We start from the raw sequence: 13,961 nt of genomic DNA on the forward strand, positions 1-13,961 counted from the left end.
GGCTTTGACCTGCCGTGCCGCTGGGTGGTCCACGCGGTGGGGTACGCCTCGGGGGCGCAGAGCTCGCGGAGCTCGGCGGAGCGGTCGTACAGGTGCGGGCTGTTTTCCACGTACGCGTCGTCCACGTACTCGCGCAGCTCGCCCAGGAGCGCCACGCCCTGTGCCACCACGTCGCGCGTAAAGACGACGAGCGTCACCTCCACGTCCGGGTGGCCGTCGAGAAACGCCGACGCCTCCGCACGCGCGACGTCGAGCGCCTCGCGCACGGGATAGCCGAAGATGCCGGCTGATATGAGCGGGAACGCCACCGACGCCGCGCGCAGGCGCTCCACCTCGGCAAACACGCTGCGGTAGCAGCTCCGCAGGAGCTCCCTCTCGCCATGCGTCCCGCCTCGCCAGATGGGACCCACCGCGTGGACCACCCAGCGGCACGGCAGGTCAAAGCCCGGCGTGGTCACCGCCGAGCCCGTGGGGCAGTGCCCGATCTGCGCGCACGCGGCTGTCATCCTGCTCGCACCCGCGCCCTCGAAGATCGCCCCGCAGACCCCTCCCCCGGCGGCGAGCCACTCGTTGGCAGCGTTGACGAGCACGTCGGCGCGCACGCGCGCGATGTCATTGCGAACGATGGAGAACGGCATGGTGACCTCCCGCTTTGACCTTGAGGCGATGGTAGCAGGACGGGCGGACAGATACGCAGTGAGAAGGACGGCGCTTGTCGTACAAGGCCCAACTCACTCAGTTTTTTTGACTCAACTTTTTTGAGTCAACTTTTTTGAGTAAAACGAAGTGAGTAAAACGGAGCAACGGCAGCCGCAGAGCCCAAGCGCCGCCACTCGGCCGTTTGCGAGACAAGCTTGGCTCTCTTCCAGCCCTGCCTCCGTGAAATACTGGCGTCCTTCGCAGCTTGCTTGGTGAAGATGACCCGCCACATGGCTACCACTCCAGCGCGGACTCGTCCACACAGTCCTCGACGGGTGCGTCGCGACCCTCTACGAGAGACTCGGCCATACCGGGAATCCCCATGAGGTAGAGGGTCCCTCGATAGCCGCCCACTCGTCCTCACCAATGAGCACCGCACCCTTGCCCTTGGTGTTGGTGATGGCGATGGGCGCGCAGTTCTCGTTGGTCTGCGCGATGATGTTGTAGATGTCCTTGCGGAGCGCGGTCGCGCTGATTGAGGTCATGGCTCCTCCCTGCGTACGTTGTTGCGTACGTTACGATTAGCGTACGTAACAACGCACGTCAAAATCGAGGTTTCTCTCTATGTAACCGACTACTCCCCCACCAGCGCAAGAAAGTCGTCGACCGAGAGCACCGCCACGGGAGTTTAGTCACGCGCCGTCAAACGCGTCGAGCCAGACGTCTGTGTCGAGAAGAACTCGCGACGGCTGTGACATCTACGCCTCCCTCTCCAGGCGTTCGTCGTACGAGCCCTCGCGCAAGTCGTCCCTGGATGGGGGCCGCCTCCGCCTTATCGGGGGTGCAGAACTCTCAGGCCGTCCGCAAAACCGCGCGAAAGCTGCTCCACATGACTGCCCTGTCGACGCGACTCGACCTTGCCCCCATCCTAGCCAAGCAACCGGATATCATTTGGCCGCGCCCTCAAGGATGACAATAACCGGGGCGGCCAAGCGGAACTCGTGCAAATCGCACGCCATGCTAATCACCTGCAGCAGGACGCCCAACGACACAGCCGGAAGCTCTCATTCAATTTACGCCCCACCAACGTACCTGATCGGGTTCTGACCTTGGAACAAATCGACAACGAGCCGCCCCTTGTATCGCTTGCGCAGTTCGTTGCTGGCAAGATAGCCGACAAACTGGTACCGGCCATCCTCGGGCCCCTCAGCCTCACCATATCCCGCAGGAAGCCACTCGTCGATGCGGTAGACCTCAACGATACGACCGCCGAGGACGCCAAAGGCAAGCTTGGCGTTGCACGCCCTCGTGAAACTGACCCGCCAGTTGCCACGTATCCTGTCATACAGCTCTTGGGCACTCATTTCCGAGGGGCTGACGTTTGAAATCTTGATAAGGATGCCAGGCTCATCAAAGTCGGACTCTACAAGCTGCCTCGCAGGCCCGCGATTACCCGTCTCGCTGCTCTCGCGAAGAGCATCGTTTTCCGATCGGTCACCGTCAGCAGCGTCATCGCTCTCGACCCTCAGCATCTTCGCCGCCGCACGCATTCGTAGCAGCCCCGTCACGAGCCAGCCATACAGCTCGTCCCAGTGCTCGGGGCTCACGTCTGTGTCCAGTCGCACCTGCAGCTCGCGCGTCTTCTCGCTCGGCTCGCGCCAGGATATCTTTCCACCAAGGTTGGCAAGCAGCGCCTCGACCTCCTCGCGGCGCGCGACAAGCCCCTCGTACAGCGACGCATCCGTGAACCACAGATTCACGCCAACCCAACCATCACGCTGCGCGAAGTACGCCGTCGCATGGACGCCCCGCATGCCCAGCCCGAACGTCGCATACCACCCGTTGTTCTCTGCCCTACCCGACGGGTCTGCATACGCGGACACAAAGTCCTGTCGCTCGGCGCAATAGTCGTAGAAGCCGTCCCAGAAGAGCGACTTAAGGTCGGGATTCGTAACCTCCGCAAGACACTTCGCCCGCACGTCATAGAGCAGCGGACCGCTCTCCCCCACGCGCCAGTACCTCCACCCGTTGGCGGCAACATACTTCCCGGTCACGAGCTCCTTCATCCGCGTCGCCGCGCGTGAGGGGCTGTTGAGAACATCCCCGTTGAAGAGGCGAATGCCATAGTCGTCGGTCACCGTGGCAACAACGGCACGGTCGCCCTCGCTGGCAACCAGCTCAGCCCCCGGAGCAATCTCTGCCATGGTGCAGACCGCCCTGAACGTCATAGACTTCATCGCGGGCTCGGCCTTCTTGACCGGCTTGTACGACGCCACAACCTCAGCGTTCAGCTCCGGGAACGGCCAGACCTCGAGAGCACGCTCCGCCAACCGCTCGGCACGTCCGCGGATAGCGTCCTCATCCCACACGTCTAGGTCATGCAGCTCCTTGGAGATCACCAGGTAGTCCTGGTCAAAACCACCCTTGAGATGCGCCTTCTTCTCCGCGAAGGGTGCGTCGGAAAGTTCGGAGTTGTACGCCGTGAGTGTGAGGTTACCCAGCGTGTTGATGAGCTCTTCGTAGACGCGCTCGCAGTCATCCCCGAGCATCTCGCGCCATTCCGCACTAGCAAGCGCGTTCTGCGGCATGATGTGCTCGATGGAGAAAGCGCCTCCAGAGAAATCCAACGGGTCCTTCGCGTGCCAGCTGTTCTCGAGCGTGGTGAGCAGGTAGAAGCCACGCTTGAACGCGTAGCAGTCGCGCGTCCTGAGCGCCCGCTCGAACTCCGCGTCGCTCGGCATGCGCCGGGCCGTCCCCTCCTCGCCCAAGAGAATCGCCTCATAGGCCTCGCGGATGTTGCCGCCGTCGTCCCGCACCGCGTTCAGCCGCGCGATTACGGACGAGAAGAACTTGTTCAGGCTGTTCGTCGCGACGTCACACACAGATCGACGGAAGAGGTAGCTCTCCGTGGTCCTCAGCATGGAGGCGAAGTCGTCATGCGAGAGGGCATCGTCGACATAGTCCTCGAAGAAGGACATGAGCAGCGGGTTCACGACGGAGACGTCAAGCTTCTGAATACGAGCGAGAAGAACGCGGAGCATCTTGTCCTCACAGGCACCAGCCGTGATGCACGCGTAGTGCCCTGCGTAGCGACGAATCTCCTTGAGGAGGTCCGCCATCTGCCCAGGCTTGTCGTAGCCGTTGTCCATGACATGACGCTTGAACAGTCGGTACACGTCACGCGCGACAATACTCGTCGGAGCGTTGATGACTGTCAGCCAGTTGCGCAGGAATTCGTCGAAGACCTCGTCGTAGCTGTCCGCCCCGAGCGTCTCCTCGATCTTGCGCCAGTAGTTTGCATAGAGGTCCTCCTGCTCGTCCATGGGAAGGCCCATGAGCACGAAGTTGCGCACCAGGTCAGCCGTGGAGAGGTCCTTGCCTGTGGAGTTCATCGACTCGAAGATAAGCTGCGGGTTGTCCTGGCCTTGCGCCAAGGTTATGGCCACGATTTCAAGCCGCTGAATGCCGTCCCAGACCACGTTGGGATCGTCAATGTTGCTCAGCCACGTCCGGAAGAGGGCGAGGTTGTCGACGATTCGGTGGGACTCGCTCACGATCTCGACATCTGGGTTCTCTAGATGGTCGACGACGGAGCAGAGCGTCCTCTCGTCTCCCTGAGAAAGGGTGAGACGGTAGTGGTCCTCCCCCTTCTTATACTTAAGGACAAGGTAGCCGCTATCGATGATCTCCTCGTAGGAGACGTGCGTCAGCTTGTCAGGATACTCTCGGGCAAACTCCGCCATCGCGGCGATGAGAAGGCTGAGCGTGGTGATGCGCTGCTGGCCGTCAATGATAAGAAGCTTGTTCACGCCCGAAGCGCTGTACTCCCCTCCCAACACCATGACCACGGAGCCTGTGAAGTGCGTGCCGGAGCTTCGCCGCCCGACGGCAACGATGTCATCCCACAGCTGTCGGCACTGCTCCTCGTCCCACGAGTAAGCACGCTGATAGACGGGGATAACCATCCGCTGGTTTGCGGAGGTAAGTAAGCCGACGATTGACTGTGGTCCAGCGTTCATGTGGGCTCCAAAAGATAGGCAAATCGATGAGTCCATTCTACTCAACGGCACAGAGCGATTTCTTAGCCACGAGCAGCTTGATGCCGCAATCGTAGTTGCGGAAGACTACGAGAAGAGGCACGTGAGATGGACGTGGCCAAGCGTGTGATGAGCATAGCGGATACCGTTCAGAAATTCGTCGGCAGGTTCTGCGTCGCGTGGATGAGGTTCGTTGCGAGGGTCATCCTGCTGTTCTGGCATTTCGGGTCGTAAACGGAGGGCCCGGGAGGAGCGGTGGATACTTTTTCTTACACCGGATGGATGCCTCCGCCGTGCCAATCACCCGTGGTCAGCCAAATCTCGAAGTGGAGAATCCACTCGCTGCACCAGGGCATGGCGGTCTCTGTGAAAAGCTGATCGGTTGACCAGTCCCCGTATTGGAGGCAGACGTGTATACGCGGCGGCTTCTCCTCATAGCCGAACTTGTGCGGTACCAAAGAAAGGTCCTTGCATCGATCAACTGCACCGCCAGAGACCCAAACCTGCGGGAACGAGCGGGGCTTTGCGTCGATGCACACCCGGTAGATGTCACTAAGGGCAGACGGCTTCACCGTCGCCCGCCAGACCAGCCTGCCACCATGGAGTATGCGGCCCGACGAGTCGGGGTAGCTTCTAAGCAAATGCAGGAGCTGGAGAGACAGAGGGAGGCCACCTCCCCTTGGAGGCCTTCTGCTACGCACCGTAGAACCTGTGGTTCGGAACTGCTACGGTAGTCGCCGAAGTTGCGAGCGTGATTCCCTCCCTTGTGCCATAGTGAAGGGCGTTCGCCTGGCGCTCGGCATACATCCTATCGCCGAACCTCGAGAACGCCCTGCTGACCACATTCTCCGACAGCGGGCCCTTAAGGCCGTCCGACAGCACATCGATTCCAGCAGAACCGAGCGGCTTGTCGACGAGGTCGTGGCGTGCGGCGCTGATCCAGTCGAAGTACGCCCGCGCCTTCCAAGGCTCTGTGTTCCACCTGTCCGCGAAGTTCTCCTTCGAATCGACGGGATTCTCGATTATGTAGAGGCCTCCCTCGCGTCGTATGTGCTCACTCATCGAGCCCAGCACGCCGGACACCGCGTCAAACACCCCTGCCTGTTGGTCGTAGGACAGGGCTGCGAGCGTGGTGATGATGATGGAGATTGGCGCATCGTCGCGCCCCTCGAACATGACGTCGCGATGGTGTTTGAGGATTCTGATGGCCATCTGAAGCGGAGTTGAAACGGCAAATGTTGGCACCTTGTCGACCGAGGCATAGCCCTTCCCGACCACGCGCTGTCGCGCATGGGTGAGAGAATCGCCCATGCGCCGTTCGAACCAGCTCTGATAGGCCCTCGGGTCACTCGATCTCGTGGTGTACGCGCCGTCGCGCTCTCGATTGGTCAAGGTGATCGCAGTCGTACTGCACACCGTCGGGTCTGGGGTGCAGGGAAGGACGTCCATGTGGAACTCGTCGAATAGCAGCGTCCAGCAGCGCTTGCCCTCAGGCTTGAGCTTCTGTGCGTAGGTCCCATGCTCCTTGAGGCGGTCGCCCACGTGATGCTTGATGGCCCGGGGACTGAAATGGGTCATGCCGGGGAGCTCGCTGACAAGGTCGATATCGTAGTCATCGTCCTCGCCGCTAACAGGCCTGGTCACGGTGCCGAGGGCAAAGGAGCCTTGGACGAAGACGTCGGCAGGCTGGTCTGTGTCGCCGTCAATCCACTCTCCAACGCTCTTGTAGGCCATCTCCGCCTTCCTGCGCATGGTCTCCGAGATGTCAAGCTCCTGCGCAAGCGCAGCATACAGTTCATTGAGAAGGCTGTTGTCTTTATTCATCGCACCTCCCGATGCATAGTGTCTCGCCGAACGTCCCGTCGGCTTTCTCGTGCACTACGTAATTACTAATCAAGTTGAACCTGAGGGCAGTCCCGAGCGCCACAGCGAGAGATGCGGGCATCGCCGGATAGACATGCAGCTCCCTCACCCCGGGGAAGCTCTCATGAATGCGGTCAATGAGCGAGGTCGCCTCCTTGACGAAAGTCCTCACCGTCTCCTTGCAGGTGACGATTTCAGCATCAGGGCTCGTCGTAGTGAGCTCGTAGACTGGGACACCTTCGGGGATATCCACGATGGTCCTCATATTGACGACACCGCTGAGGCTGACCACCAATAAGGCGCAGGATGAGTCCGGCTGGCCATCGACTATTTGGCAGGCTGAAAAGTCGATTGGATCCCCTCCTTCGGGCCAAGCCCAACCATGTCCGACCCTGCTAGGCTGGAAAACCCTAACGTCACACATCCCGCCAAGGAGACTCCCGAGCTTGATCAGGAGCGACTGAGGTGCGAGGGCGAATACCGCCACCGGCATTGTCTGGTCGTCATACGAGTCCCCGAATGCCGCCATGCGCCGCTCAATCTGTCGGCTCGCCTCTTGGAGTCGGCATGGGAAAGCAACGCCCTTCGCGAAGTCGAATGCCTTCGGGTTAGCGGCATACAGCCCCTCCCCATGCAGGGCGGCGTTAAGCTCAGCGGGGGTGACGTGCGGGTTCATTCCCCCTACGGGCAGGAGCATCGTGGCGACGAGCGCACGGGATGGCGCAAGCCCCTCGACAAAGGCAGCTATCGAGCCTTCCCAGTCTGCTTTTCGCCTCTTGAGCTCCTCCTCAGGATAGTCGTCGGCGTTGTCGTCAACCATCTTGTGGTGCTCGTGACAGAGGAGCATGAGGTTGTCGATGCCGTTCAGCTCGTCCTCGGTCAAGCCAGCCTTATAGCGTGAACCACCAGGCGAATAGGCATTGATATGGGCGACTTGTGCGAAGTTGCCAACCTCGTCGAAGGCGTGCGCGACATCCAGCTCCTTACCGCAGAGCTCGCACCTTCCCGCGGCACGAGACCATAAGGAAAGCAAGACCCTCTTTTTGATGCTCTTTCTGGTTCTGCTCATCCTCATCCATATATCGGGCACAATATCTTGTGGTACACGGTCAATATCATACTATATATGGATGTGATTGGTTAAGGCAAGACGTTGTAGAAATCCCAACTCCACGTCTTGTTGAAAAAGTATACCCCTCGCCAAGGACTCTCATACAAGCGTGGAGAGCGCCGGCCCGGAGAACTGACATCTGTACGTCTCGTTTCCGAACCTCTTGTAATAAATGACCCGTTGCGTTACAGTTTTGCCAACACCTGAAAATAAGGAGGGAAGATGTCACGCCGAGAGGAACTGCTTGAGCTAGATGAAGACTTGAATACCCGCAAGCGCGAGCTCTTCAACCAGGAGTACATGACTACCAAACAGGCGCTACTCCGTCGGATAGATGACGTAGTGAAGCGGACGGAAGGGCAGGTTTCGAGGAGTCCCGAAGAGGACCTTGAAAGCAGGCGATACCTCGAGGCGAAGCTGGACAACCTCCGCGAGTTCCGCAATTGCGTGAGGGAAACCACCCTGTTCGAGGTGCTCGACGAAGGATGGTGCTACGAGTTCGCAATCGACAGCCATGGAACCTCGCTCCTTCTCCGACATGTCTCTCTAGCCGAAATCGCGGACAACGGGAATGACGAATGGCTTGAAGTCGAGGAGTACGACTCGCGACTGGAGGTCATCGAAACAAGATGCAGGATGCTCAGCGTAGATGAGTTCGCAAACGAGCGAGAGGTAGCCCCAGCAACGATAAGAGTCTGGATCCGAAGGGGCAAGATTCGTTCTGCCTTGAAGACGGCTTCGGGATGGATGGTACCTGAGATGGCAGCTCCCCTCAGACGGGGCTTTACCGATGCCGAATACGCGTGGGGCGTAAACCTAGGGGACTGCCCAGAGGGCTTCGAGAAGCTATACGAGCCTGGCAGCGTGCTCATCCGCAAGTCTCACGAAAAGGGGAAACGCGCTGTTTGGTATGCAAATGCCGACCACACGCAAGGAGCGGAGTTTGAGCTCGGCATATCAGAGGCGGAAAAGCTCGAGCTGTTCCTTATAGGACATCCTTCAGTTGAGTACACGGGCGACCGAGAGGTCATTCACCAGTAGGAGAGCACATGAACGAGATGATTGGATGGGAGAGCATCCCGGCTCACGAAGAGGCCAAGACCATTGTGATTCACAACAGGCCGCGCGAGCAGATCCTCGACAATGGGCGAATTGACGGTATATTCGAGGAAGTCCTAGCCTGGATGCGGGATGACCGGACAAATACCAAGCGCGCGATTTCGTCAGCAGTAGCTACAAGGAGAATGATTCAAGAACAGAATATGCAGCTCATGAATGCTTATGAGTCTGAGTTTAAGAGGCCTGGCTTGACAGTCGAACGGAGACGTGAGCTCCTAGACATGATGGACAAGACCGCAGAGTCGGGCAAGCGGACAGATTCGGAGATAAGAGCGTTTCTAAACGAGCAGGTTTCACACTCTCACAGTCGGTCGGGCCAGCTCCTAATTCTTATTTCGGTCATTGTTGTCGGTGTCGGCAGAGCGGCATGGCGTCTGAAAAAAACGCGTATCTGTCAGTCAAGAACTTAGGCGATGTATGGCCCGAGTCTAAGGAGGTCCGGGCTATAATCTTCCTGGCCAAACAGGCTGTCGGAAAGTGCGCAAGAATCTTGACGGCACCCTGCCCGTCCCTCCGGTAAGGCGGGCAAGAAGACAGCCCGCACCCAAACGATGGGTACAGACCATCGGTGCGTCACAAGAAATGCGGGATTCTCAGAAGGGAATATCCTCGAAGTAATCAAAATCGTCGGTTTCCTGGTCTTCTTTTTCTGCCTGCACATCTTTGGTTTCAGATGAAGGCGTCTTGAGGATGCTAACGAGGTTCTTCACTTTCTGCAGCAATTCGTCGTACGTCAGAACCATCACGCCGTTCAGACAACTTCTAAAATTCTCAAACGTGTCTCGTTTGGCAGGGTTAAGTACGCCATCGTCATCCATTAGCTCATTTGCGTTGCCAATAATGATTGCGCACTTCGGCGAGATCACGTCGAACCTAAAGCCGCTCTTTGAGACGATATCGCGAGACTCGATCATTAGGGTCTGCCGATAGCTGAGCACCTGCGAGAGCGCCCCACTTAATTCAGTGCTAATTCGATAGCTGTTTGAACGATAGCCTTCGTGTGACAGGAGATTTGTAATCGGCTTCTTGATTTCTATCAAGAGGACATCTCTGGTCAGCTCGCTACGATACAGGAAGTCGACGAAACTTGCCCCGTTCCCGTCAACAGTCGTGCCCCCAACGTACGCTTTTGATTTGATCAAGGCACAGGGCGTTGCAAACACTTGGCTTATTATCCAGGGGTACTTCGCAAAAACATCATCCTGCCAGTAGTCCTCTGTAGCGCCCGGGTCGTTGATGCGTCTCTCGATATCCATGACCGCACGCTCCATGATTTCAAGGTTCAGGCCGTTCGATAACTGTAGAAGGCTCCCTTCCTCAAGATCGCCAAGAGCGCTCGAGAGCTGATCGCGAGACAAGCCCCTCGCGAGTAAGCGCAGTAAGTTCTTGACCAGTCCGAGAGTTTCAGGGTCTTTCAGCATGCCCAAAGTTGGCAAGTTATTCTGAACGATGGAAAGAGCCGATTTCAGATTTCTGTTGACCTCAACAAAGCTCGTCTCTCCATATGGTATGCCGTCAAGAGAGCCGGACAACGCATACAACCGCTGTAGCCCATCAAATAGAGCACGCGTCTCGCTAGTGCTCAATGAAATTGACAGAGCGCCGTGGGACCCGACACTGGACCTGGTAGTAACCTGCTCCCCGCATTCGCTTGGAAAGAGTTTTTCAGTCGGTTTCTTTCGTTCGTAAACGAGGTCGCCTTCAACACGATTTGCCGGAACAGTTGGGTTGTCAACAATCTCCGGACTGAAATAGACATGCAGGCGATCAGTCCTTTCTTTCAAGTCAAAGGGCGTCGCCTTACTAGAGCTCCGTGAGGTAGGAACGACAGTAATAGCGCCATTCAAATCCTCAGACTCCGAAATGTCTTTCTTTTTCATTCCTCGCCCCTCAGCTTCTTGTAAACATCATGAACGTAAAGCCCGAGGAACTTGCGTAGGAGCTCGTCGTCCTTCAAGACCTCGCCGAAGAATCTATTGTTCTGGTTCAGGCCTTCGTAGAGAACGTCTTCCCCCTTATCGTAATAAGCGATGGCGAAATCTTCCTCGTTATTCGCCAGGGCACTTGCCTTGAGCTCGTCTGTTCTGAGCAGAAGCTCTTTGACTTGTAGCCCGTTGAACACAACAACATCGGAATCGAGGTCGCCACCCACACGGGCGTTTACTACCGCAATGATTTCCGAAAGTCTATCCTGCTCGTCATTGGTGAGCTTCGTGCTTACGCCGGCGAGCGAGACCATGGGATCGGACGGATGCGTCCGATCCTTGGTACCCATGTCGCCAATCTCCTTTTGTGTGAACTTGTCGAAATTGATCTTATCCTTGATCGAAATGCCACCGTTACCACCAGTATCCAGAATCTCGAGCAGGTCACGGACGTAACCGTACTTTTTCTCCATGTTCGCGTCGCCGTAGGAACTCGCAAGTGATAGAAACTCGTAAAGCCGCACGAACCCGCTGCAGGTTAGCCGAAACTCGCCCTGCCGGACAAGGTCACCGCGATACATATTCTCAAGCCTGATTTTGGCACGACGGACAAGTGCACTCGCCTTTGCGGCGTCACGCGCCGTAAGTTTCTTGGTTGCGACACCGCGAACGATCTCGGCGCATTTTTCCACGTCACCTTCGTCGATGACGTCATAGCCATCGAGGCGTGTCTCGATTTCGATGAGCTGCGAGACGGTAACTGTATTGGAGAGAATCGTCGTAGTGTAGTAGCGGGAAAACGCGCGCTCCATGTCCTCGCAAGTATTCACAAAGTCAAGCACAACAGTCTTCTTGCCAGGGAGCATACGGTTCAGGCGCGAGAGCGTCTGAACCGCTTCAACGTCGCGAAGCCGCTTCATCACGTACATGGCGCAGAGCTTCGGCTGGTCGAATCCCACCTGAAACTTGTCCGCGACAAGCAGTACGTTGTAGTCATCGGTGTCAAACATATCGGCAGTCTTTGAATCGGAGAACCCGTTCATACCACTCTCGGTATATTCCCAGCCCTTAGCCGTCTTCGATCCCGCAAACCCATCGAGCTTCTCATCGAGTGGAACCTTGCCCGAGAAAGCGACGAGTGCGCGCACGTCAGTGTATCGATGGCGTTCGATATACGCTTGCAGGGCAGCGCGGTAGCGCACCGCTTCCTCGCGACCGGCTGTGACGACCATTGCCTTCTCTCTGCCGCCGAGACCGCACTCGCCCAGCACGTGGTTGCGGAAGTGCTCCACGATAATCCCGATGCGCTGGTTGATGTTGGTGTCATCAAGTTCGGCAACGCGAGCAATCTCGCGCTTCGCCTTTGCCGACTGCAGTAGCGGATCATCCTCGACCGCCTTACTTACCTTGTAGTACGTGCGGTACTCAATGTAGTTCTTGAGCACATCGAGAATGAAGCCCTCCTCGATTGCCTGCTTCATCGAGTAGGTGTGGAACGCGACTTGCAAATCGGGGTTCTTCGGATTGACCGCACCGAAGAGTTTGAGTGTGCGTGGCTTGGGCGTTGCGGTGAAGGCGAATACGCTCATGTTTGCGCGCTTGCCGTGGCTGCGCACCAGGCGCTCGTAGGCGTCCGTGACGTCCTCGTCCTCGGCGGACTCCTCGCCGCCAACGGCGTTCTGAATAGCCAGAAGGTTGCGCCCAGCAGTCGAGTTGTGCGCCTCATCGATAATCACGGCGAAGCGACGGTTGTTCAGCTTCCCTGCAAGCTCGTCCACGTAGAGGAACTTCTGCAGTGTCGTCACGACGATCTTCGCCTTGCCCTCGAACAGCGCGTCCGAAAGGTCGGCGGATCCGCAGTCCTCGCCCATGACCTTGACGACGCCGGTCGTGCGCTCGAGCGACTTGATGGCCGCCTGCAGCTGCCGGTCGACGACCTTTCGGTCGGTGGCAACCACCACGGTATCGAACACCTGCGCCCCGTCCGCGCCGTGCAGCGATGACAGGCGGTGCGCCAGCCACGAGATGGTGTAGGTTTTGCCCGATCCGGCGCTGTGCTGGATGAGGTAGTTGAGCTCGCTGCTGTGCCGGTAGACGCTCGCGAGCATCTTGTGCAGGGCGTCTCGCTGGTGGTAGCGCGGGAAGATAACGGCCTCCTTGAGCACCCGCTTGTCGTGGATCTGGTCGTACTCCTCCCTGCGCGACACGAAGACGAACTTCGTCAGCAGCTCGATGACGGAGTCGAACGCCAGCACGTCATCCCACACGTAATGCGTCGGGTAGTCGCCCGACCCATCATCCTCGGGGTTGCCCTTGCCCTGGTTGATGCCCTCACCGCGACCTCGGTTGAAGGGAATGAAGCGCGTTGCCTCGCCGTCGAGCTTGGTCGTCATATGGCACTCGGTCTCATCCATGGCGAAGTTGACGATGGTGCCGACCTGAAACTCGACGAGCCTGTTCTTGTGATCGCGCTCATAGGTCCACTGGTAGACGGCGTCACGCCAGGTGGACCCTTCGGGTCCGTACTTCAGCTCGATGGCCGCCCAGGCAAGGCCGTTGACGAACAGCACGAGGTCGATGCGCGAGTCGTCATCGATCCAGACCTCTTCCATAACGGAGAGGCGGTTCGACCCGTACTTCCTCGTAAGCTCCGGGTTGAGATCGGAGGCGGGCCTGCCGTACAGCAGGTCGATGTGGGTGCTGCCCACGTCAATGCCGCTGCGCAGCACGTCAACCTGCGCGGTCCGCGTGGCGCGACAAGCGCGCTCGTACTCAGCGATTGCCACGTCTAGGGCCCGCTCGCCATAGGTGCGCTTGAGCGCGCCCATGGCGTCGGGCTGTGTGTCGGAAATGAAGCCTTCGAGTATGCCGCGGTCAACGGCGTGCTCGCGGTCGTAGCTGCTGTTCGCCTTGCGCTCGCACCAGCGGGGATCGGCGCACAGACTGTCGATGATATGGCGCTGGAACCCAAGCTCGCCCTTCGATCGCGTGTTGCTCATGAGGCCGGAACCTCCTTCTTGCCGGTCGCATATGCGTGAATCAGTGACTTGCGATAATCCTCGAGCCGGGCAAGCTGATTCGTTCGCGCATCGATGATGGAATCAATTGCCGCACATCGCTCGTCGAGATGGTCGGCAATGCGATGCTGCTCCTCAGCCGGCGGGACGAGCGCTGGCAGATTGCCCAGCTTCTTCCAGTTAAGAGAACACGAGCGCACCCTGATGCCCGTGGCGGTCGCAAGGAATACCTCCAAATTGGCATATGCCC

At 58.2% G+C, this 13,961-nt stretch carries 10 protein-coding genes; 2 read left to right on the plus strand and 8 right to left on the minus strand.

The window, feature by feature from the left end; translation table 11 throughout:
• The 5 genes from B5F23_RS09635 to B5F23_RS09400 form a co-directional block, all read right to left on the minus strand.
• A partial coding sequence (locus tag B5F23_RS09635; protein WP_206392349.1) for a macro domain-containing protein occupies positions 1-638 on the minus strand: 638 nt, incomplete at its 3' end.
• Between the two features lie 351 nt (positions 639-989).
• On the minus strand, positions 990-1,184 hold the full coding sequence (locus tag B5F23_RS09380; protein WP_241145849.1) for a type II toxin-antitoxin system Phd/YefM family antitoxin: 195 nt from the start codon (positions 1,182-1,184) through the stop codon (positions 990-992).
• Positions 1,185-1,712: 528 nt separating this feature from the next.
• A complete protein-coding gene (locus B5F23_RS09385) occupies positions 1,713-4,658 on the minus strand; it encodes a DUF4268 domain-containing protein (RefSeq protein WP_158096161.1) in 2,946 nt (981 codons plus the stop codon).
• 711 nt (positions 4,659-5,369) lie between these two features.
• The gene (locus B5F23_RS09395; protein ID WP_087354235.1) at positions 5,370-6,500 is read right to left on the minus strand and encodes a nucleotidyltransferase domain-containing protein; all 1,131 of its coding nucleotides are present in this window, start codon (positions 6,498-6,500) and stop codon (positions 5,370-5,372) included.
• The gene (locus B5F23_RS09400) at positions 6,493-7,608 is read right to left on the minus strand and encodes an SAVED domain-containing protein (protein WP_158096162.1); all 1,116 of its coding nucleotides are present in this window, start codon (positions 7,606-7,608) and stop codon (positions 6,493-6,495) included. Before B5F23_RS09400 ends, B5F23_RS09395 begins: the two co-directional genes overlap by 8 nt.
• A 264-nt stretch (positions 7,609-7,872) precedes the next feature.
• Here B5F23_RS09400 and B5F23_RS09405 point away from each other — a divergent pair, with 264 nt between their 5' ends.
• Entirely contained in the window at positions 7,873-8,691 is an 819-nt protein-coding gene (locus B5F23_RS09405) for a hypothetical protein (protein WP_087354241.1), read from the plus strand.
• Positions 8,692-8,699: 8 nt separating this feature from the next.
• The gene (locus tag B5F23_RS09640; protein ID WP_143786405.1) at positions 8,700-9,179 is read left to right on the plus strand and encodes a hypothetical protein; all 480 of its coding nucleotides are present in this window, start codon (positions 8,700-8,702) and stop codon (positions 9,177-9,179) included.
• 183 nt (positions 9,180-9,362) lie between these two features.
• Here B5F23_RS09640 and B5F23_RS09410 read toward each other — a convergent pair whose 3' ends face one another.
• The 3 genes from B5F23_RS09410 to B5F23_RS09800 form a co-directional block, all read right to left on the minus strand.
• Positions 9,363-10,649: a Shedu immune nuclease family protein gene (locus B5F23_RS09410; RefSeq protein ID WP_087354244.1), complete on the minus strand. Its 1,287-nt coding sequence runs from the start codon at positions 10,647-10,649 to the stop codon at positions 9,363-9,365.
• A complete protein-coding gene (locus B5F23_RS09415) occupies positions 10,646-13,693 on the minus strand; it encodes a DEAD/DEAH box helicase family protein (protein ID WP_087354247.1) in 3,048 nt (1,015 codons plus the stop codon). The genes B5F23_RS09410 and B5F23_RS09415 overlap by 4 nt, the downstream gene beginning before the upstream one ends.
• Positions 13,690-13,961: hypothetical protein (locus tag B5F23_RS09800; protein ID WP_206392350.1), on the minus strand; the 272-nt coding region annotated here is incomplete at its 5' end. The genes B5F23_RS09800 and B5F23_RS09415, both read right to left, overlap by 4 nt.

It is taken from the genome of Olsenella sp. An188, from assembly GCF_002160255.1.
Taxonomy (GTDB): Bacteria; Actinomycetota; Coriobacteriia; order Coriobacteriales; family Atopobiaceae; genus Thermophilibacter; species Thermophilibacter avistercoris.

What these genes read in the sequence shown, in the direction of transcription:
- B5F23_RS09380 (WP_241145849.1), bottom strand. Translation starts at nt 1,184, where the DNA reads ATGACCTCAATCAGCGCGACCGCGCTCCGCAAGGACATCTACAACATC.
- B5F23_RS09385 (WP_158096161.1), bottom strand. Translation starts at nt 4,658, where the DNA reads ATGAACGCTGGACCACAGTCAATCGTCGGCTTACTTACCTCCGCAAAC.
- B5F23_RS09395 (WP_087354235.1), bottom strand. Translation starts at nt 6,500, where the DNA reads ATGAATAAAGACAACAGCCTTCTCAATGAACTGTATGCTGCGCTTGCG.
- B5F23_RS09400 (WP_158096162.1), bottom strand. Translation starts at nt 7,608, where the DNA reads ATGAGCAGAACCAGAAAGAGCATCAAAAAGAGGGTCTTGCTTTCCTTA.
- B5F23_RS09405 (WP_087354241.1), top strand. Translation starts at nt 7,873, where the DNA reads ATGTCACGCCGAGAGGAACTGCTTGAGCTAGATGAAGACTTGAATACC.
- B5F23_RS09640 (WP_143786405.1), top strand. Translation starts at nt 8,700, where the DNA reads ATGAACGAGATGATTGGATGGGAGAGCATCCCGGCTCACGAAGAGGCC.
- B5F23_RS09410 (WP_087354244.1), bottom strand. Translation starts at nt 10,649, where the DNA reads ATGAAAAAGAAAGACATTTCGGAGTCTGAGGATTTGAATGGCGCTATT.
- B5F23_RS09415 (WP_087354247.1), bottom strand. Translation starts at nt 13,693, where the DNA reads ATGAGCAACACGCGATCGAAGGGCGAGCTTGGGTTCCAGCGCCATATC.